Genomic DNA, 18966 nt, shown 5'->3' with positions numbered 1-18966 from the left:
ATAGCCCGCTACGGGGGAGAGGGGGCGCTCCGCGTCAATCCTCGCGCGGCGCGGCGCGGCCGAAGTCCGGCGCCGCCGTGTCCTGCCCCTGCTCTATGATGCTGCGGCGGATCGCGCGCGTGCGCGTGAACAGCGCGAACAAGCCGTCGCCGTCGCCGGTGCGGATCATGCGGCGCAGCGCCGTCAGATCCTCGTCGAAACGGCCGAGCATCTCCAGCACGGCCTCTCTATTGTTCAAGAAAATATCGCGCCACATGGTCGGATCGGAAGCGGCGATGCGCGTGAAATCGCGAAAGCCGGACGCCGAGAATTTGATCACTTCCGATTGCGTGACCTCCTCGAGATCCGCGGCCGTGCCGACGATATTATAGGCGATGAGATGCGGCAGATGGCTCGTCACCGCGAGCACCAGATCATGATGCGAGGCGCTCATCGTCTCGACATTGGCGCCGAGCCTCTTCCAAAACTCCGAGAGCCTCTTCACCGCCTCGCCGTCGAAACCGTCCTGCGGCGTCAGAATGCACCAGCGATTCTGAAAGAGCGTCGCAAAACCCGCGTCGGGCCCGGAATATTCGGTGCCGGCGATCGGATGCGCCGGAATGAAATGCGCGCTCGCCGGCACATGCGGCGCGACCTCGGCGACAATGGCCGCCTTCACCGAGCCGACGTCGGAGAGAATGGCGCCCGTCTCGAGATGCGGCGCGAGCGCGCGCGCGACCTCGCCGCAAGCGCCGACCGGCACGCAGAGAATGACGAGATCGGCGCCCTTCGCGGCTTGCGCGAGATCGGACGTCGCCTCATCCGCTATGGCGAGCTCGCGCACCCGCGCGAGCACGTCTTCCGAGGCGTCGCTCGCGGCGATGCGCGTCGCCGCGCCATAGGCGCGAATGGCGCGCGCGATCGATGAGCCGATGAGGCCGAGGCCGATCAGCGCGACTTTCTCGAAGATCGGCGCGCGCTCCTCAGCCATGCGCGGCCCGCGGCGCCCGCGAGGACGCCGTGAATTCGCCGAGCGCCTCCACGACGAGACGATTGGCCTCCTCGGAGCCGATCGTCAGCCGCAAAAATTGCGGCATTCCATAAGCGCCGATCGCGCGCAGCACCAGCCCGCGCGAGGTGAGGAAGCGATCGGCGTCCGCCGCCGTGCGTCCGGCCTCGTCGGGAAAGCGGATGGCGATGAAATTGGCGACGCTCGGCAGAACCTCGAGCCCCAGCGCCGCGATCTCGCGCGTCAGCAACGGCAGCCAGCGCGCATTATGCGCGATCGCCGCCTCGAGATGCGCTCTGTCCTGCACCGCCTCTATGCCCGCCTCGATCGCCGCGCTGCTCACATTGAAGGGGCCGCGAAGGCGATTCAGCGCATCCATGATATGCGCCGAGCCATAGCCCCAGCCGAGCCGCAACCCCGCGAGGCCGTAGATCTTCGAGAAGGTGCGCGTCGTCACCACATTCTCGCGCGTCGCGGCGAGCTCGAGCGCCGGCGAATAATCCTCGGCGCGCACATATTCGGCATAGGCCGCGTCGATGACGAGCACGACATGCGGCGGCAGCGCGTCGGCGAGCCGCAGGATCTCCGCTTTCGGCAGATAGGTTCCGGTCGGATTGTTCGGATTGGCGACGAACACGATCTTCGTGCGCGCGGTCACTTTCTCGAGAATAGCGTCGACGCTCGCTCTGTAATTCGTCTCCGGCGCGACGACGGGAACGCCTCCCGACGCCAGAATGACGATGCGATATTCGAGAAATCCGTATTGCGTGTAGATTCCCTCGTCGCCCGGCTCGATGAAGGCGTGCGCGAGCAGAGCGAGAATATCGTCCGAGCCCGCGCCGCAGACGATGCGCTCGGGATCGAGCCCCAGCTCTGCGCCGATCGCCTGCCGCAGGCGCGTCGCCGAGCCGTCCGGATAGGCGGCGATTTTCGGCGCGAAGGCGCGCAGCGCTTCGATCGCCTTGGGCGACGGCCCGAGCGGCGTCTCATTGGCGGAGAGCTTGAAGACGCGCGCGGCGCCGGGGGCGGCGCTCTTGCCGGGCACATAGGCGTCGATCGCCAGCACGCTCGGCCGCACGACGGGTTTCGTCATCTCGTCAACTCCTCGGGACAAAAACGCCACTGCGGGCCGTGTCCAATTCGAAACGCGCCGCATGGCTGCCGACCGGCGCGGCGCTCGCGCGTCCCGCTCCAGCCCTCTCCAGCTCTTGCACGAATTGCATGGCGCCGACATGGCCGGGCGCGGCGACGAGCAGCGACAATTCGCCGGCGGAGGGCGCGGTGGCGAGAATTTCGCCGGCGAGCGCGTCGATCGCCGCCGGCGCGGCCGGATGCCATTTCGGCAGCGAGAGCGCATGGAGGGCGATATCCTGCGAGGCGGCCTCGGCGAGCGGCTTGGCGACGATCAGCACGGGCAGGCCCGCCGGATGGTTCGGCCGCTCGACGAAAGGCAGGCGCGCGATGATCTTGGGCGCGTCCACGCCGACGAGCCGCGTCCACCAGGCGCCCTCCTCCTGCGCGCCCGAGGAGCGCAACATGCCGAGATCGCCCTTGGAGGCCGCCACCGCCGCGACGACCGCGCCGGCGCCGTGATGGGCGACATAGGGCACGGTGAAGCCGAAGTGAAAGCGCGCGCTGTCGCGCATGGCCGCGTCGCCGCCGGAATCATCGGCGTGGACGCTGTATTCGGCCTGCATATAGGTGAAGGTCGAGACGATGATGCGCCAAATGCCCTCGACCGTATCGACCGGCAGCAGGCCTCTGTGCCGCGAGACGAGCGCACGCATCATCCGGGCCTCGCGATCGGGCCGAAAAGCGGAGGCCCCGTTCGGTCCTTTGACCGCGATCAGCCGATCTATGATCTCGCCGCGCTGCATGAGCAGGCCATGCATCTCGCGATCGATGCGGTCGATCTCGTCGCGCAGATCCGCGAGCGTCTCGGTCTCGATCTTCGGCAAAGATTCGTCTCGCATCGGCGCGGGCTGGCTTTAAGGAAAGGGCGGTGGGCTGTCTTAGGCCAGCGCGGCGCGGGAGGCAATGCGAGGGGGAGCGGGCTCAGGGCTCCGTATCCAAGTTCACGAGCGGAGTCATGGCCCCGCGTGTCGCGGCCATCCACGCCGCGACGGCTCAGGAAAGTCGGAACATGAGCGGAACAACGCCGCTTCCTCTCCCTGCGAGTCGCAATTGTCTCGGATGCCCGCGACAAGCGCGGGCATGACCCGGCCCTCCTCCCACGCTTGCCCAAACGCACATTCGCGATAAGATGTGTACGTGAAAGCACAAAGCAGCGCCCAAGCGAGCGAAACCTTCACCGTCCGCGTCGACGCCTCGACCAAGGAGCGGTTGGAGAAACTCGCGGAGAGCACTGGCCGTAGCCGTTCCTTCCTCGCAGCGGAAGCGATCGCTCAATTTCTCGACGCCAATGAATGGCAAGTCGAGGGAATTCGAGCGGCCATCCGAGCGATCGACGCGGGCGAAGCGATCGCGCATGAAGACGTGCGGAAGTGGGTGGAGTCATGGGACACGCCGGATGAAGCGCCCGCTCCATGAAAATCGTCTGGTCGCGAAAAGCGCTCGGCGATCTGGCGGCGATCCGCGCCTATATCGCGCGCGATAATCCCGTCGCCGCCCGGCGGATGGTCTTACATCTCGTCGATACGCTCGAAACGACGCTTCCCGACGCTCCCCACATCGGACGTCCCGGCCGCGTTTTCGGCACGCGGGAATTCGTCGTCGTGGAGACCCCGTTGCTTGTTCCGTATCGCGGGCAGAACGAGACCATACACATACTGCGCATCTTTCACGGAGCGCGACGCTGGCCGGACGCTTTTTGAGGCGCGGCGCTCACTGCTGCGCCGTCTGCTCCTCCGGCGCGACGGGGGACTGCGCGGCCGTATACTCCATAATCGGCGCCGGCTGGGCTTGCGCCTCCGCCGCCTCTACGCGCCTCCCCGCGGGAATATCGATCGCCGCTAGCGCGAGAGCCCGCGTCTCGGCCGAGGCTGCTACGGGCGCCGCCGGCTCGCTCTTCTCTTCGGCGCCCGAGCGCCCGCTCATCATCTGCCCGAGCAGCCCCTTGCGCTTGGCCTCGAAATAAAAGCCCTTGGCGTAGAGCTGGATCGCCCGTTGCGCGTTTCCGCCGGCGACGCGGAAGGCGTTGGCGAGATAGGCGCCGGCATAGGCGAGATTGGTCTCGGCGTCGAGCAGGCCCTTGGCCGGGCCGCTGTAGCCGACGCTGCGCGCCGTGTCGTAGCGGATCTGCATCAGACCCCAATAGGGCCCGTGCTTGGCGGCGGGATTGTAATTGCTCTCGCGGCGGACCGCGGCGTGGATCAGCGATTCGGGAATGTCATAGGCGAGCGCATAGCGGGAAATGCTCTCGTCGAGCTGCTCGCGTTGCGAGAGCCTCACCTTCGGCGGCGGCGGCTCGTCCACCGCTTTGGCGACGAACTCGCGCTCGGGCGAGGGGGTGTTGCAGCCCGCGAGCGAGAAGCCCAAGGCGGCGGCCGCCGCGCAGATCGCCAGTCTCATTCGTCCTCCCGAGCCCGTCTGGTTACGCTTCTTTAACCCGAGATCGAGCTTTCGCCAAATCGGACCGAATCCGTACGGGCCTCAGAGCGTTTCCCGCCGAAGTGGACGCCGGTTCGGCGTTGGAAATGCGTCGAACAAAAGACTCTACCCCGCCCCCTCGAGCAGCCTACGGGCGGCGGCGCGGGCCTCGTCGGTGATCGCCGCGCCGGAGAGCATCCGCGCGATCTCCTCGCGCCGCTCCGCCTCCTCGAGCTGCGCGACGCGCGTCGCCACCCTGTCCTTCGCCTTGCCCCCGGCCGCGCCCTTCACGGCGCTCTTGGCGATGCGCAAATGCCGGCTCGCCCGCGCCGCCACTTGCGGCGCATGGGTGACGGTCAGCACTTGCGCGCGTTTCGCGAGTCGGGCGAGGCGCTGGCCGATGGCGTCCGCCACCGCGCCGCCGACGCCCGTATCGATCTCGTCGAAGACGAGTGTGGGCGCCGAGCCGCGGTCGGCGAGCACCACTTTCAAAGCCAGCATGAAGCGCGCGAGCTCGCCGCCGGAGGCGACCTTCACCAGAGGGCCCGGCCGCGAGCCCGGATTGGTCTGCACCCAGAATTCGACGCGATCATAGCCCTCCGGCCCGCCCGTCTCGATATCGCTGACGATCTCCGTGCGAAAGCGCGCCCCTTCGAGCTTCAAGGGCTTCAGCTCGCCCTCGACCAGCGCGTCGAGCTTTTTGGCCGCCGCGCGCCGCGCCGCCGAAAGGCTCTCCGCCGCCTCGGCATAGGCGGCCTGCGCCTTTCCGACCTCCGCGCTGAGAGCGGCGACGCGCGCCTCACCGGCGTCGAGCGCCGCCAGATCGGCGACGAAGCGCTCGGCGAGCGCGGCGAGCGCGTCGACGCTCGTCTGATGTTTGCGCGCCGCGCCGCGCAGCGCGAACAGCCGCTCCTCTATGCGCTCCAATTCGCGCGGGTCGAAATCGGCGTCGGCGAGCGCCTGCTCCAACGCCTGCTCGGCCAACGACAGCGCGTCCAGCGCCTGGGCGAGCGCGCGCGCCGGCGGCTCTATGAGTTGCGGCGCCTGGGCCATGCGCCGCTCCAGCCGCCGCGCGGCGGAGGCGATCTCGGAGGCCGGCGAATGATCCCCGGCGAAAGCTTCGAGCGCGTCGCGCAGATCGCCCGCGACCTTCTCCGATCGCTGCATGGATTGGCGCCGCTCGGCGAGCGCGGCCTCCTCGCCCGGCTGCGGGGCGAGCGCCGCGAGCTCGGCGGAAGCATGGCGCAGATAATCCGCTTCGGCGCGCGCTCTTTCGACGCGCGCCTCCTCCTCCGCGAGCGCGCGGCGCGCCCGCTGCAGGGCGGCGTGCAGCTCGCGCACTTCGGCGGCCTTGTCGCCGAGCCCGCCATGGGCGTCGACGAGGGCGCGATGGGCGCTCGGATCGACGAGCGCGCGATCGTCGTGCTGGCAGTGGATCTCGACGAGCGAGGCGCCGATCGCGCGCAGCGCCTGGGCGCTCGCCGGCTGGTCGTTGACGAAGGCGCGCGTGCGCCCGTCGCTCGTCTGCACGCGGCGCAAGACCAGCTCGTCCTCGGCGTCGAGGCCGAACTCGCGCGCAGCGGCGAGCGCCGGATGGCCATGCGGCAGATCGAAGGCCGCCGTCACCTGCCCCTGCTCCTCGCCGGCGCGCACCAGAGAGGCGTCGCCGCGCGCGCCCAAAGCGAGCAGGAAAGCGTCGAGCAGAATGGATTTGCCGGCGCCGGTCTCGCCGGTCAGCGTCGTCAGGCCGGACGCGAATTCGAGATCGAGCCGGTCGATGAGGACGATGTCGCGAATGGAAAGACGGACGAGCATGCGCGCGCTTCTACTCTTCCGGCTGCCCCGTCTCGGCCGGGCGAACTCAGCTCGCGCCGAGCGTCTTGCCGATCTTGGAGAGCCAAGAGCCCCGATGCTCCTCGGGCGCCACGCCGCCCGTCGCGAGCAGCGCATGGGCGTCCTTGTACCAGGACGAATCGGGGAAATTATGCCCCAGAATGGCCGCCGCCGTCTGCGCCTCATTGACGACGCCCATGGCGAAATAGGCTTCCGTCAGGCGATAGAGCGCCTCCTCGGCGTGGCGCGTCGTCTGATATTTGGCGAGCACCTCGTGGAAACGGTTCACCGCGGCCGAATAATTCTTGCGGGTCAGATAGAAGCGGCCGACCGTCATCTCCTTGGCGGCGAGCTGGTCGCGCGCCACCTGGATCTTGTATTTGACGTCGGTCACATATTCCGACTTGGGAAATTTCTCGACGAGCTGGGTGAAGATGGCGAGCGCCTTCTCCGCCGTCTCCTGGTCCTGCATCACCGCAGGAACCTGATTATAGTAGGACATGCCCGCGAGATAATAGACATAGGGCGTGTCCGGCGAGGTCGGATAGAGCCCGATATAGCGCTGCGCCGTGGCGACGGCGTCGTCATAGGCGGGCTTCTGATATTGCGCGAAGGTCTGCATCAACAGGCCTTTGCGGGCCCATTGCGAGAAGGGATATTGCTTCTCGAGCTCGCCGAACTTCTTGGCGGCGTTCTCGTAATCATGCTTCTCGAGGCGGGCGAGACCCTGATTATAGATATCCTCGGCCGGGATCTCCGGCAGAATCTCGGTCTTGTATTTGGGGCCCGAGAACAGCCCGAAACCGCTGGTGATGCTGTCCAGAATATCGGCGCGGGCGGGCGCGGCCGGCAGGGCCGCGACGAGGGCCGCCGCCAGCGCGGCGCGCGCGACGGCGGAAATTCGGGACGAGCTGTCTTTCGGCATGAAATCGCCTCGCGGGGACGTCGGTTACGTCGTTCTCTAGACCAATTCGACCGCCGGCGCCACTCGGGAACACGCGCGATGGCGGGCCTTCCACTCTTCTCGAAGAAGACGGTTCGGATCGGGCGAGATTATGGCGGGACACGCCGGGGAGTGGATTTGCGCTCGGCGCAGCAATCAGCGCTCGATTTTGCCTATGACGATTACATGTGCGCCGACAAGGAGCGAGCGGGCCTGCGCGTTGTGACGCGTCGAACTCTCTTGCCAGGCAAGCGTGGCGGCGTCATCTCCGCAACAGGCCAAACCACGTATAAAGGTCGGCGACGAATTGATCTATCGAGCCGACCGGCTCGCTGGCGCCGCCGTGAGCGCAGTGATTTCGAAGCGCATATGCCCGCAAGATATTTGCCTTGCGCGGGTCCCTTTGATCGATCACCAAAGCTAATCTGCTCTCGAATGGAACTCGGCGGTCACGGTAGGCAGAAACGTCCCAACCACGCCGAGCGGTCCAGTCAGGGTTGACAGAACGGTTGTCGCGGCTTGCTCGAAATACTCCGTCACGGACTTTTCGAATTGACCAAAAAGCATCACGAACACGCCCTGCAGAACTCGAACTTTCGCACACTTGTTTTCAGAATGCCGGATCGCGCAAGACTTGTGCGCAAAAGTCCGGCATCACTCGAACGAGAGCTTGAACCCCGCCGTTCCTTACAAAGATGCGCTCTCAGGCCGTCGCCCGCTCTCGCTGGCGCACACGCTCCGGCACGAGATCCCAGCGCGTCTTGAACAGCATGTCGCAAATGCCCGGCGTGCCGAAACCGTCGGAAAAGCTCACATTGCCGCGCGTGTGGTGATAGCCGTGCGCGATGCTCGACGTCAGACGATCGAGCGCGCCGTTGAGCCGCTTGCGCCACCCCCTCGCCTGCGGGTCGCGGAAGGCGAGCCCGAAATCATAGCCCGAATGCTCATAGAGTCCGCCGAACGCGCCGAGGCTGGTCGTCACCATATGAAAGGCGACGCTGGCGCCGCCGCCGCCGGCCAGAACCAGCGGCAGCAGATAGGGCAGCACGATCTCGAAGAAGAAATCGGCGCTCGACTGATAGCAGGCGCTGATCGCCTTGCTCGCGCCGGTCTGATGATGCAGCGCATGGCCCAGCCGGCTCATCATCGCGGGATGATGCAGCAGATGACGATGCGCGACATATTGCACGACGTCGTGGCCGACCAGCATGACGATCATGGTGAGCGCGAGCGCGGTCCAGGACAGATGCGGCTCGCCGACGAAGCCGAGGCCGAAATATTCGACCGCCAGCATGGAGGGCAGGAGAATCGCCGTCTGATTGAACAGCACGCGCGGCAAGAGCTCGCGATAGCTCATGCGGTCGAGCTCGCGCACTTTGAATCGCTTCAGCCGGCCGGTCGAATCACACCATTCGAACGCATATCCGATCCCATGGAACGCGACCATTTGCGCGGTCCAGGCGAGAAACGACAGAGGAATATGGTCGAAAGGGTCGAGAAACATGGAAGGGCGGACTCCGGCCGGAAATCCGTTCGTCGCGCCGGCCGCATTGCGCGCGGCGAACGGAGGAATTTTTTTCGTCCTATAGCCGAGTTCATGGCGTATTTCTAGTGAGGCGCGGCGACGCATCCCCTTCAAATCTCGAGATTTCGCCTTACGGGAAAATTGCGGGAGAACTCCCGGCGCCGGCCCTCAGCGCGCGATGGCGGCCCGCGCCGCGCGGCGCGCCCGCGGCTCTCGCGCGCCGCCGACCAAGGCGAAGGCGGAAGGCGTCGCCAGCAGCGTCTCGACGAGCGCGAGATTGAGCCTGTGGCCGCCGCGATAGGAGCGGAAGGCGCCGATGATCGGCGCGCCCGCGAGCGTGAGGTCGCCGAGCACGTCGAGCATTTTGTGGCGCACGAATTCATCGGCGAATCGCAGGCCCTGCGGATTGAGCGCGCGTCCGTCCGCGATGACGATCGTATTGTCGAGCGAGGCGCCGAGCGCCCTGCCCTCGCGCCACAGACGTTCGGCGTCGGAAAGGAAGCCGAAAGTGCGCGCCCGCGCGATCTCGGCGCGAAAGCTCGCCGGCGTCACGCGCATCCGCCGCCGCTGCCGTCCGATCGGCGCGGCGGCGTAGGAGATCTCCACATCCATATGGAAGCCGCCGGCGGGCGCGGGCGAAAGCTCCGCCCAGGCGGCGCCGTCGGCGACGCGCACCGGCGCGCGAATCTCGAGGTAGCGGCGGGGCGCTTCGAGCGCGACGACGCCCGCTTCGTCGATCGCCGCGACGAAAGCCGCCGCGGAGCCGTCCATGGCCGGGATCTCCGGCCCGTCCACATCGATGGCGACATTGTCGATCTCGAGCCCGCGCAAGGCCGCCAACAGATGCTCGATCGTCGAGACAGAGGCCTCGCCCGCGCCGAGGCGCACGCGAAGATCGGTCGAGGAGACATTGCGCGCCTGCGCGAGCAGCGGCGCATCGGCCGCGGCGAGCCGCGTGAAGACGATTCCCGAGCCCGCGTCGGCGGGCGACAACAAGAGCCGCGACCGCAGGCCGCCATGCGCGCCGACGCCTTCGAGCGCCACTGCGGCGGCGAGCGTCGTCTGCATGCTCGTCGATCGACGCGCTGTCATGAAATTTCGTTCTCACTCCCGGCAAGGCCGACGCGCCTCGTCGCGCGCGATTGTGGCCGTTCGGCGCCCGCGCAAGATAATCCGCGCCGCGGCGCGGCTCCAGTCACGGTTTTTTACAGAATGTTACAGCCGCCCCGAACGAGAAAGGCCCGCCGAAGCGGGCCTTTCGCAAAAGCGGCTCGGAAACCCGGCGCCCTGCCGCGGCGCGGCGCTCCCACCTCCCCCTCGAAAGGCTATCGAATGCACACATTTTCCTCGCCCCCGCGACGTCTTGGCCGGGACAAGCCCGGCCATGACGGCCACAGCGTCTCGCGATGTGTGAATCCGATAGCCTCCGAGGGGGGAGGTCGAGCGCCGAAGGCGCTCGGGTGGGGGTGCTTCCCGAGTCTCGGGGCTTCACCCCACCCCGTCCGGCTTCGCCGGCCGACCCTCCCCCTGAAGGGGAGGGTGGAAAGGGACTCAGCTGTTGATCTGCCGGCGCAGAAAGGCCGGGATTTCGAGCTGCTCGTCCTCGATCGAGCGGACCGGCGCGACGCGGCGGCCGTGCGGATCGAGGCCGGCGTGGCCTCCCGCCTGCTGCGGAGCCGGCGCGGCCGGGCGCTTGGCGTATTCCGCAGGGTTCTGCGAAGGAGCGGGAGCCTGCGGGCGCTGCGGCGGGCGCGGCGCGGCGGGGGCTCCCTGCATCGCATCCTCCTGGCGGCTCGCGCCGAAGGAGGCGAGGCGCTCCAGCAGCGTGCGGCGGCGGGCGGCCTCCGGCGCCTGGGCGGCCTCGCCGCGCGCCTGGCGATATTGCTCCTGCACCGGCCGCGGGAAATCCTCGATCTGCGGCATGCGCATGCGCGGCAGCTCGGCGGCCGGCGGAATATAGGGCTCATGCGCCTCCATCGCCGGAGCCGGCGCGGGAGCGGGCTCCGGCGCATAGACCGGACGCGTCGCGACCTGCTCCAGATAGACGTCGCGGGAGGCGACGGGCGCCTGCGGCGGCTCGCCGTAATAGGGCGAGGGCTGCCGCTCGATCGGAGCCGGCGCAGCCTCGCCCGCATAGGCCTGCGGCGCATAGGCCTGCGGCGCCGGCTGCGGAGCGGGCTCGGCGACGGGCTGCGAGACGACGATGCGGCTCTGCGCGGCGACCTGCGCGCGCAGCCGCTCGGCGGCCTCCAGCACGCGGGCTTCGGCGGCGGCGGCGTCCTCGGCGGCGGCGCTGGGCAGATCGATGCCCGTCGCCACCACCGACACGCGCACGACGCCTTCGAGCGAGGAGTCGAAGGTCGCGCCGAGGATGATATTGGCGTCCTCGTCCACCTCCTGGCGGATGCGGCTCGCCGCCTCGTCCACCTCGTAGAGGGTGAGATCATTGCCGCCGGTGATGGAGATGAGCAGGCCGCGGGCCCCCTTCATCGACACTTCGTCGAGCAGCGGATTGGCGATGGCCGCCTCGGCCGCGAGGCTCGCGCGACGCTCGCCGGTCGCCTCGCCCGTGCCCATCATCGCCTTGCCCATGCCGCGCATGATCGAGCGCACATCGGCGAAGTCGAGATTGATGAGGCCTTCCTTGACCATGAGGTCGGTGACAGACGCGACGCCCGAGTAGAGCACCTGATCGGCCATGGCGAAGGCGTCGGCGAAGGTCGTCTTCTCCGTGGCGATGCGGAAGAGATTCTGATTCGGGATGATGATCAGCGTGTCGACCGACTTCTGCAATTCGGCGATGCCGCTCTCGGCGATGCGCAGGCGCCGCTGGCCCTCGAAATGGAAGGGCTTGGTCACGACGCCGACGGTGAGAATGCCCATCTCGCGCGCGATCGCCGCGATGACCGGCGCCGCGCCCGTGCCGGTGCCGCCGCCCATGCCGGCGGTGACGAACACCATGTGAGCGCCGGAGAGATGGTCGCGGATCTCGTCCTTGGCCTCTTCCGCCGCGGCGCGGCCGACTTCCGGCTGCGCCCCGGCGCCGAGGCCTTCCGTCACCTGCAGGCCCATCTGGATGATGCGCTCGGCGCGCGCCGAGGCGAGCGCCTGCGCGTCGGTGTTGGCGACGAGGAAGTCCACGCCCGACAGGCCCGACATGATCATATTGTTGACGGCGTTGCCGCCGCCGCCGCCGATGCCGCACACCAATATGCGGGGCTTCAATTCCCGGAGCTCGGGCGCCTTGAGATTGATCGTCATCGTCAGACCTTTCGACTGATTTGTAAGCGACTTGGCGTCGGTGTCGTCCCCGGAGCGCTTCGCCGACGCGCGCCTCGCTCTCCTTGCTCGAAATCCTCTAGAAACTGTCCCTCAACCATTGTCCGACCCGAGAGAAGTAGCCATTGGTCCCGGTCCCGCGCAGATCCGCCTCGCGCCGCGGCTCGAAATATTCGCGCCCCGAGAATTGCGGATAGACGAGCAGGCCGACGGCCGCGGCGAAAGCCGGGCTCCTGGCCGATTCGGGCAGGCCGTCTATGCCGGCCGGACGGCCGACGCGCACCTGGCCGCCCAGAATGCGCCGCGCCGCCTCCGGCAGGCCGGTGAGCAGGCAGGCGCCGCCGGTGAGCACCACGCGGCGCCCCGCATGAGCCGAGTAGCCCGACGCGGCCAGCCGATCGCGCAAAAATTCCAGCGTCTCCTCGACGCGCGGACGAATGATGCGCACGAGATGCGACTTCGGCGCATGGGCCGGATGCTCGCCGCTCTCGCCGACATGATCGAAGGCGATCGTCTCGCGATCGTCCGACGGCGAGGAGATCGCCGCGCCATAGAGCGTCTTCAGCCGCTCGGCGTCGCTCAGCCGGCAGTCGAGGCCGCGGGCGATGTCCATGGTGATGTGATTGCCGCCGAGCGTCACCGCGTCGACATGCGCGAGCGCGCCGCCCGCGAACACCGCGAGCGAGGTGACGCCGGCGCCCATGTCGATGACGATCGCGCCGAGCTCCGCCTCATCCGCCTCGAGCACGGCGAGGCCGGCGACGTAAGGCGCCGCGGCGGCGGCTTCTATGCCGAGATGGCAGCGCTCCACCGCGACGAGCAGATTGCGCATCGCCGCCTGATCGCAGCTCGCGACATGAAGATCGACGCCGAGCTCGCCGCCGACCATGCCGGCCGGCTCGCGAATGCCGCCGGAGCCGTCGAGCGAGAAGCCGGTGGGCAGCGAATGCACGACGACGCGGCCGCGCTCCGTCACATGGGCGGCGGAGGCCTCGAGCACGCGATGCACGTCGGCGGTCTGGACGGCGCCCGAGGAGACGCGCGTCTTGGCGGCGAAATGCTGCGAGGCGAGCCGCCCGCCCGAGGCGGTGACGATGATCGAATCGATCTGCGATTTGGCCATGCGCTCGGCCGCGTCCACGGTGCGGCGGACGGCGCTCTCGACCTCCTCCATATCGACGATCTGGCCGGCCTTCACGCCGCGCGAGCGCTGATGCCCGATGCCGAGCACGCGCGCGCGATGCGTGCGCCCGCGCAGGGAGCCGTCGCCGACCGGGCTCAGCCGCGCGATCAGACAGGCGATCTTCGACGTGCCGACGTCGAGCACGGCCATGGTCGCGCTGCGGCGCGCGCCGAGCTGCTTCATTCGCGGCGGGAAGAGATGTGGCTTCATGTCTGGCCGCCCTTGTGTGAATTGCGCGAAGCCGCGGCCGCGCGCGCGGCGGCCGCCTCCTCCGAGAGGCGCGCCGCGACGCGTCCTTGCGTGCGCAAATCGATCGAGATCACATCCTTGTCGAGGATCCTGGCCTCGCGCTGGAGCCGCTGCAGCAGCGCGAGCGCGACCTCCGGCTCCTGCTCGGGAAGCTTCACTTCGACGCCATTGGTCATGTCGAGCGACCAGCGCCGCTTGGAGACGAGCACGCCGGCGCGCACGCGCGATTTGAGGTCGCCGGCGGCCTCGAGCAGGCGCATATATTCGTCGAGCCGCTTCTCCGCGCCTTCGCCGACGACGAAGGGCAGCCCCAAGAATCGCTCGTCGCGCATTTCGTCGATGACGACGCCGTCGGCGGCGACGACCGAGAGCTGGCCGTCGCGCTGCCAGAGCGCGAAGGGCCTTCGCCCCTCGAGCGCGATGACCAGCCGGTCGGGATAGAGCTTCAGCACGCGCGCGCTCTCGACGAGCGGCAAGGCCGTCAGCCGAGCGCGGATCGTCTCGGGGTCGAGGAAGAGCAGCGAATGCGTCGGCTTGACGCCCGAGGCGGCGAGCACGTCGCTCTCGCTCACCTCGCCGAGCCCGCTGATCGTCACCACCTCGATAGAGAAGCCGAGCGCGCGCGCGACAATGTCGCGCGGCGCGCCATTGCGCGCGACGAATTCGTCATAGCCGCCGTTCTGCACGAAGCCCGCGGCGCCGACGCCGCCGAAGAGGAGAGCGAGCGCCGCCGTTCCGATTCCGGGCAGAGCGGCGAGCCGCGACAGGCCGCGCGCCGGACGGGGAGCGGCGCTAGCCGGCGGGCGCGGACGCCGCTCGGCGGGCTGGGAGGCGACGGGATTCCCGTAAGGGGCGGCGTAGGCGCCGACCTGGATGGAGCCGACTTGGATGGAGCCGGTTTGGACGGGACGCGGACGCGCGACATCGAAGAGAGCCTCGACAGGCTCCCTCAACGATCGCAGGACGCGTCTTCCACCATCCATCTTACGAGCTCGCCAAACGAATATCCGGCGTGGGCCGCCATTTCGGGAACCAGCGAGGTCTCGGTCATGCCCGGCTGCGTGTTGACCTCCAGCACGACGAGCTCGCCCGTGCCTCCGGGGCGATCGTCGTATCGAAAATCCGCGCGGCTGACGCCGCGACAGCCGAGAGCTCGATGAGCCTCGAGCGCCAACTGTTGGACCTCTTGGTAAATATTTTGTTTAAGATTCGCCGGAAGCACGTGTTTCGAGCCGCCTTTCGCGTATTTCGCGTCGAAACCATAGAAGTCCTCCGACACGGGGAGTATCTCGATGACGTCGAGCGCGCGGTCGCCCATCACCGCGCAGGTGAGCTCGCGGCCGTCGACGAAATTCTCCGCGAGCATGTAATCGCCGTGCCGCCAATCGGCGCTCGCGAGCTCCTGCGGCGGATGCGAGCGCCCCTCCTTGACGATGAACACGCCGAAGGACGATCCCTCGCTGACCGGCTTCAACACGTAAGGGGGCTCCAGCGCATGGGCCTTGGCGGCCTCGAGGCGATGCAGCACGCGGCCGCGCGGAACCGGCACGCCGGCCGCCGCCATGACGCTCTTGGCGACATCCTTCTTCATCGCCAGCGAGGAGGCGAGCACGCCCGAATGCGTATAGGGGATGCGCAAAATCTCCAGCACGCCCTGAATGGCGCCGTCCTCTCCGAAGCGTCCGTGCAGCGCGTTGAAGGCGACGTCCGGCGAGAGCTTCGCCAGGACCTCGGCGACGTCGCGGCCGACGTCGACGCGGGAGACGCGATAGCCGACGCTCTCCAGCGCCTCGGCGCTCGCCTCGCCCGACCGCAGCGAGACCTCTCGCTCGGAGGAGAATCCGCCCATCAGAACGGCGACGTGAACGGCGACGTGAGCAGTCATGAGACGCCTTTACGTGGTTTGGCGGGCGATCTTCGCCCGATGAAGGAACGAACCGCTTCGAACACCGCTTCGGCCTGCTCGGCTCCGAGGCGTCCGGCGCGCCGCACGATCCGGGAGGGCTCGACGTTGGCGATCTTGAGGGGCCGCACGATCGACGGACTCGAAAGCCCGGCGGCTGACAGATCTTCGATCGGCATGTCATGGTCCATGCCGGAATTCTGCTCCGTCGTGATCATGACGAGCCAGAGAAATCCGGCCGACATCACCTCGTCGTTCGAGACGACCAGCGCCGGCCGCCGCTTTTCCGCGAAGCGGTCTGAATAGGGAAAGGGCACGACGACCACGTCGCCAGGCGCATAGCGCGTCATTTCGCTCTCGCCAGGATCGGCCAGCGCTCCCTCAAAGGTCGGCATAGGCTTCGTCGTCGGCGTCGCTCGCCCATTCGGTGAAAGTCGCGAAGGGATCGTCTTCCTCATTCGGCGCGCCGCGCTCGATCCGCACGCCGGTCTCGTCGATCACATAGCGCAGCCGGTCGCCCGGCTTGATGCGCAGGCGCTCGCGGACCTCGGCGGGCAGCACGGTCTGGCTCTTCACGGAAACCTTCGAATAGACCGTCTGGCGCCTGGCGGACGGCATGGCTCGCGCTCCTTGACCTCTTGGTTTCCGCGTGATTGGGGCGCATCCCCCCCACTCACGCTCCTTGACCTCTTGGTTTCCGCGTGATTGGGGCGCATCCTCCCCACTCTCACGCGAAGAGTGAGTGGTGAGTAGTGAGTAGCGTTCTTTCTACTCACCCCTCTCCCCGCGAGCGGGGAGAAGGAAGGCGGCGAACGCCTCACGAAGCGATCAACCCGGAAACCGTCTTACCGCCTTACCGCCTTACCGCCTTACCGCCTTACTATAGACCGGCCGGCGCCCAAGTCCAGCCTCTCACTCCGCCCGCCGCCAAATCTCGATATCTCCGACATGTTTCGCCAGCCTGTAGGAATCGAGCGCCCCGGCCATTTCCGGCCGCTTCAGCACCCATTCCCGCGTGGCCCGATCTTCGGCGACGATGATATCTGGCCGCCCCTCGCGAATGTCGTCCGCGAGGGCGGCGAGATCGGCGCTGCGCCGCGCCTCCAGCCGCGCGCGCTGCCGCGGGACCGCCCTGTCCAGCAGCTTGCCGACCGCCGCCGTCGTCCATAGCGCATTCTGCCGGCCGACCCATTCGCCGCCGAGCCGGCGCACGAGCGGATGGCCGAAATCGAGCTGGCTCGCGATCGTCGCGACGCGCGGATGCGGCGGCGCGACGCGCGCGACGGCGTCGAGCAGGCCCTCATGCTCCTCGCGGTCGCTCAGCTGCTCCACGACGCCGAAATAGGCCGGCGCGGCGAGCAGCGCCGGCAGGAATAGGAATTTTATCAGCGCATGTTTCGCGCCCATCGGCGGAGCGCGATCGTTCAGCGCGAGAAAGGTCCAGGCGAGGAGCAGCAGAACGAGCGCCGGATAGGCGTGATTCATCCAGCCCTTCCCCTGAATGAGAAAGGCCGCGAAAAAGCCGAGCGAGGACAAAAGCGCGACGAGCGTCGCGCGTCCGAGGACGACGCCGCGCGCGGCGAGGAGAAAGCCGGCGAAGAGCGCCGCATAGGCGAGCGCGAGCGAATGGCCGAGGAAATGGGCGAGATCGTCGCGCGCCGCCCCATAGACCTCGAGCGCGAGCGGCAGCGCCTGCGTGACATAGGCCGGAAAGGCGAGGAGCGTCGCGCCCGTCACGCCCACGGCCGCGAGCGCCGCCGCGACGAGCGCGTCCCGCCATAGAACGCGCATAGATCGCTCGCGCCAGGCGATGGCCAGAGCCGGCAGCGCTATGGCGAGCGCGAAATGCGGCTTCAGCGCGACCGCGGCTCCGCCGCCGAGACCGGCGATGATGCGCGCCCAGCGCGGGGGCGGTCGGCGCCCCTCCCCCGCCGCCAGCGTCGCGAGCAGCGGCAAAAGCGCGAGCAAGGCGATGTGCTCGCGCTCGGCGAAGACGATTTCGGGCGCGACCAGCAGCAGAAAGATCGCGGCCTCGAGCAGCAGCATCCAATCGCGCCGGCTGCGCGCCGCGCCCGAGCGCAGCAGATAATAGGAGAAGCCGACCGAGCCCGCCGCGAAGGCGAAGACCAGCGCCGCGACGACCGCCTCCGGCGCGAGAGCCAGCGCGCGCGCGAGCCACACGGCGGGCATGAGCGAGAGAAAGGCCGCCGGCGGATTGGGATCGCTCACCTCGACATAGGCGACGCGGCCGTCCAGCACTTTCTCGGCGAAAGTGAGGAACCAGGAGACGTCGCAGTCGATATGGCCGAGGAGCTGCTGCGCGACGGCGAGGAGGATGAGCGCGGCGCAGAGCCGGGGGCTCGACAGCGCTTGCGCGAGTCCGTCCGGCTCGTCGCCCGCCCGCGCGACGGGGCTCCTCTCGGTCACGCTCATGCGACGATCCTGCTCACGGGACGCCGATCCGCTTGATCTCCCAGCGCAGGAGAATCCCGCTCTTCTCTTGAACGCGCCGCCGCACCTCTTCGCCCAGCGCCTCGACGTCGGCCGCCGTCGCCCGGCCGCGATTGACGAGGAAGTTGCAATGCATCTCGCTCACCTGCGCGTCGCCGATGACGAGCCCGCGGCAGCCGGCCGCGTCGATGAGCCGCCATGCTTTATGGCCGGGCGGATTGGCGAAAGTGGAGCCGCCGGTCTTCTCGCGAATGGGCTGCGAGGCTTCTCGCGCTTGCGTTATCCGCTCCATCTCGGCGAGGATCGCGGCAGGATCGCCCTTGCGGCCCTGATAGAGCGCCTGCGTGAAGATCACATCGTCCGGCGCATCGCTATGGCGATAGGACAAGCCGAGATCGGCGTTGGCGAAGACGCGCGCCGTCCCCGATCGATCGACGCCGCGCGCTTCGATCAGCGCATCCTTGGTCTCGCCGCCATGGGCGCCGGCGTTCATGCGCAGCGCGCCGCCGACGCCGCCCGGAATGCCGCGATAAAAGGCGAGCCCATCTATGCCGGCGTCGGCCGCCGCGCGCGCCAGCTTGACGTCCGGAACGGCGGCGCCGACGCGAATGCGCTCGCCCTCTTCCACCTCTATCGCGCCGAAGCCCTTGGCGGTCAGCCGCACGACGACGCCCTCGACGCCGCCGTCGCGCACGATGAGGTTGGAGCCGAGACCGATGACCATGACCGGAATCCCGCGCGGCAGACGCGAAAGGAAATAGGCGAGGTCCGCCTCATCGGCAGGCGCGAAGAGAATTTGCGCCGGCCCGCCGACGCGAAACCAGGTGAAAGGCGCGAGCGGCTCATTGGCGGCGATGCGCCCGCGCAGATCGGGCATGAGCGCCGAGATTTCCGCGGAGATATCTGGAAAGCTCATCCGCAACCTCCGTGCGCGACTCCTTCTCCCGCCTGCGGGAGAAGGTGGCCTCGCGAAGCGAGGTCGGATGAGGGCCCCTCGATCTTACGCGCGGCATTGCGATCTCGCGCAATCACGAGATTCACGCTTCGGCATGAGCCCTCATCC

The 18966-nt window shown here is 68.0% G+C and carries 18 protein-coding genes; 2 read left to right on the top strand and 16 right to left on the bottom strand.

The genetic code is table 11. From position 1 onward, the window contains the following. Positions 1-34 precede the first annotated feature (34 nt). Genes Mspo_RS06920 through Mspo_RS06910 form a run of 3 tightly spaced genes read right to left on the bottom strand, consistent with a single transcriptional unit; the run spans position 35 to position 2961 of the window. Positions 35-970 carry a prephenate/arogenate dehydrogenase family protein gene (locus tag Mspo_RS06920; RefSeq protein WP_159728180.1) on the bottom strand — a complete coding sequence of 312 codons (936 nt, stop codon included), beginning with the start codon at positions 968-970 and terminating at the stop codon, positions 35-37. Beyond that, positions 963-2081 (bottom strand): histidinol-phosphate transaminase, encoded by a 1119-nt coding sequence (gene hisC / locus Mspo_RS06915; protein WP_159728178.1) that lies wholly within the window; start codon positions 2079-2081, stop codon positions 963-965. Before hisC ends, Mspo_RS06920 begins: the two co-directional genes overlap by 8 nt. A 4-nt stretch (positions 2082-2085) precedes the next feature. Further along, entirely contained in the window at positions 2086-2961 is an 876-nt protein-coding gene (locus tag Mspo_RS06910; RefSeq protein ID WP_159728176.1) for a chorismate mutase, read from the bottom strand. A 292-nt stretch (positions 2962-3253) separates the two neighbouring features. Here Mspo_RS06910 and Mspo_RS06905 point away from each other — a divergent pair, with 292 nt between their 5' ends. Together Mspo_RS06905 and Mspo_RS06900 are read left to right on the top strand one after the other, a co-directional pair. After that, a complete protein-coding gene (locus Mspo_RS06905) occupies positions 3254-3538 on the top strand; it encodes a CopG family ribbon-helix-helix protein (RefSeq protein ID WP_159728174.1) in 285 nt (94 codons plus the stop codon). Then, entirely contained in the window at positions 3535-3822 is a 288-nt protein-coding gene (locus Mspo_RS06900) for a type II toxin-antitoxin system RelE/ParE family toxin (RefSeq protein ID WP_159728172.1), read from the top strand. Before Mspo_RS06905 ends, Mspo_RS06900 begins: the two co-directional genes overlap by 4 nt. A gap of 10 nt (positions 3823-3832) precedes the next feature. On the opposite strand, the gene Mspo_RS06895 is transcribed toward Mspo_RS06900, so the two are convergent. The 13 genes from Mspo_RS06895 to murB form a co-directional block, all read right to left on the bottom strand. Continuing rightward, positions 3833-4519, bottom strand: a complete 687-nt coding sequence (locus Mspo_RS06895; RefSeq protein ID WP_159728170.1) for a transglycosylase SLT domain-containing protein — start codon at positions 4517-4519, stop codon at positions 3833-3835. Positions 4520-4663: 144 nt separating this feature from the next. Continuing rightward, positions 4664-6352, bottom strand: a complete 1689-nt coding sequence (gene recN / locus Mspo_RS06890; protein WP_159728168.1) for a DNA repair protein RecN — start codon at positions 6350-6352, stop codon at positions 4664-4666. Between the two features lie 46 nt (positions 6353-6398). Further along, positions 6399-7295: an outer membrane protein assembly factor BamD gene (locus tag Mspo_RS06885; protein ID WP_159728166.1), complete on the bottom strand. Its 897-nt coding sequence runs from the start codon at positions 7293-7295 to the stop codon at positions 6399-6401. A 721-nt stretch (positions 7296-8016) separates the two neighbouring features. Continuing rightward, a complete protein-coding gene (locus tag Mspo_RS06880) occupies positions 8017-8817 on the bottom strand; it encodes a sterol desaturase family protein (protein ID WP_159728164.1) in 801 nt (266 codons plus the stop codon). A 189-nt stretch (positions 8818-9006) separates the two neighbouring features. Then, positions 9007-9930 (bottom strand): UDP-3-O-acyl-N-acetylglucosamine deacetylase, encoded by a 924-nt coding sequence (gene lpxC, locus Mspo_RS06875; RefSeq protein WP_244613210.1) that lies wholly within the window; start codon positions 9928-9930, stop codon positions 9007-9009. 459 nt (positions 9931-10389) lie between these two features. Continuing rightward, positions 10390-12099: a cell division protein FtsZ gene (ftsZ, locus tag Mspo_RS06870; protein ID WP_159728162.1), complete on the bottom strand. Its 1710-nt coding sequence runs from the start codon at positions 12097-12099 to the stop codon at positions 10390-10392. A 97-nt stretch (positions 12100-12196) separates the two neighbouring features. Continuing rightward, positions 12197-13510 (bottom strand): cell division protein FtsA, encoded by a 1314-nt coding sequence (ftsA, locus tag Mspo_RS06865; RefSeq protein WP_159728160.1) that lies wholly within the window; start codon positions 13508-13510, stop codon positions 12197-12199. After that, positions 13507-14502 carry a cell division protein FtsQ/DivIB gene (locus Mspo_RS06860; RefSeq protein WP_159728158.1) on the bottom strand — a complete coding sequence of 332 codons (996 nt, stop codon included), beginning with the start codon at positions 14500-14502 and terminating at the stop codon, positions 13507-13509. The genes ftsA and Mspo_RS06860 overlap by 4 nt, the downstream gene beginning before the upstream one ends. Continuing rightward, positions 14499-15434: a D-alanine--D-alanine ligase gene (locus Mspo_RS06855; RefSeq protein WP_159728156.1), complete on the bottom strand. Its 936-nt coding sequence runs from the start codon at positions 15432-15434 to the stop codon at positions 14499-14501. Before Mspo_RS06855 ends, Mspo_RS06860 begins: the two co-directional genes overlap by 4 nt. Beyond that, positions 15431-15802, bottom strand: coding sequence for a type II toxin-antitoxin system PemK/MazF family toxin (locus Mspo_RS06850; RefSeq protein WP_159728154.1), 372 nt, complete (start codon positions 15800-15802; stop codon positions 15431-15433). Before Mspo_RS06850 ends, Mspo_RS06855 begins: the two co-directional genes overlap by 4 nt. A gap of 31 nt (positions 15803-15833) precedes the next feature. Beyond that, positions 15834-16070 carry an AbrB/MazE/SpoVT family DNA-binding domain-containing protein gene (locus tag Mspo_RS06845; protein ID WP_159728152.1) on the bottom strand — a complete coding sequence of 79 codons (237 nt, stop codon included), beginning with the start codon at positions 16068-16070 and terminating at the stop codon, positions 15834-15836. 294 nt (positions 16071-16364) lie between these two features. After that, a complete protein-coding gene (locus Mspo_RS06840; protein WP_159728150.1) occupies positions 16365-17885 on the bottom strand; it encodes a hypothetical protein in 1521 nt (506 codons plus the stop codon). A gap of 13 nt (positions 17886-17898) precedes the next feature. Continuing rightward, positions 17899-18819 (bottom strand): UDP-N-acetylmuramate dehydrogenase, encoded by a 921-nt coding sequence (gene murB / locus Mspo_RS06835; RefSeq protein WP_159728148.1) that lies wholly within the window; start codon positions 18817-18819, stop codon positions 17899-17901. Positions 18820-18966 lie beyond the last annotated feature (147 nt).

Origin of the sequence: Methylosinus sp. Ce-a6 (assembly GCF_009811655.1) — a bacterium.
Taxonomy (GTDB): domain Bacteria; phylum Pseudomonadota; class Alphaproteobacteria; order Rhizobiales; family Beijerinckiaceae; genus Methylosinus.
The sequence above is the reverse complement of the archived record's forward strand: the minus strand, read 5'-3'. Positions and strand labels throughout refer to the sequence as shown.

Coding starts and splice junctions, on each gene's coding strand:
- ftsZ (WP_159728162.1), bottom strand. CDS start 12,099: ATGACGATCAATCTCAAGGCGCCCGAGCTCCGGGAATTGAAGCCCCGC.
- Mspo_RS06845 (WP_159728152.1), bottom strand. CDS start 16,070: ATGCCGTCCGCCAGGCGCCAGACGGTCTATTCGAAGGTTTCCGTGAAG.
- hisC (WP_159728178.1), bottom strand. CDS start 2,081: ATGACGAAACCCGTCGTGCGGCCGAGCGTGCTGGCGATCGACGCCTAT.
- Mspo_RS06900 (WP_159728172.1), top strand. CDS start 3,535: ATGAAAATCGTCTGGTCGCGAAAAGCGCTCGGCGATCTGGCGGCGATC.
- Mspo_RS06855 (WP_159728156.1), bottom strand. CDS start 15,434: ATGACTGCTCACGTCGCCGTTCACGTCGCCGTTCTGATGGGCGGATTC.
- Mspo_RS06885 (WP_159728166.1), bottom strand. CDS start 7,295: ATGCCGAAAGACAGCTCGTCCCGAATTTCCGCCGTCGCGCGCGCCGCG.
- Mspo_RS06895 (WP_159728170.1), bottom strand. CDS start 4,519: ATGAGACTGGCGATCTGCGCGGCGGCCGCCGCCTTGGGCTTCTCGCTC.
- Mspo_RS06880 (WP_159728164.1), bottom strand. CDS start 8,817: ATGTTTCTCGACCCTTTCGACCATATTCCTCTGTCGTTTCTCGCCTGG.
- Mspo_RS06910 (WP_159728176.1), bottom strand. CDS start 2,961: ATGCGAGACGAATCTTTGCCGAAGATCGAGACCGAGACGCTCGCGGAT.
- Mspo_RS06840 (WP_159728150.1), bottom strand. CDS start 17,885: ATGAGCGTGACCGAGAGGAGCCCCGTCGCGCGGGCGGGCGACGAGCCG.
- Mspo_RS06850 (WP_159728154.1), bottom strand. CDS start 15,802: ATGACGCGCTATGCGCCTGGCGACGTGGTCGTCGTGCCCTTTCCCTAT.
- recN (WP_159728168.1), bottom strand. CDS start 6,352: ATGCTCGTCCGTCTTTCCATTCGCGACATCGTCCTCATCGACCGGCTC.
- Mspo_RS06920 (WP_159728180.1), bottom strand. CDS start 970: ATGGCTGAGGAGCGCGCGCCGATCTTCGAGAAAGTCGCGCTGATCGGC.
- murB (WP_159728148.1), bottom strand. CDS start 18,819: ATGAGCTTTCCAGATATCTCCGCGGAAATCTCGGCGCTCATGCCCGAT.
- lpxC (WP_244613210.1), bottom strand. CDS start 9,930: ATGACAGCGCGTCGATCGACGAGCATGCAGACGACGCTCGCCGCCGCA.
- ftsA (WP_159728160.1), bottom strand. CDS start 13,510: ATGAAGCCACATCTCTTCCCGCCGCGAATGAAGCAGCTCGGCGCGCGC.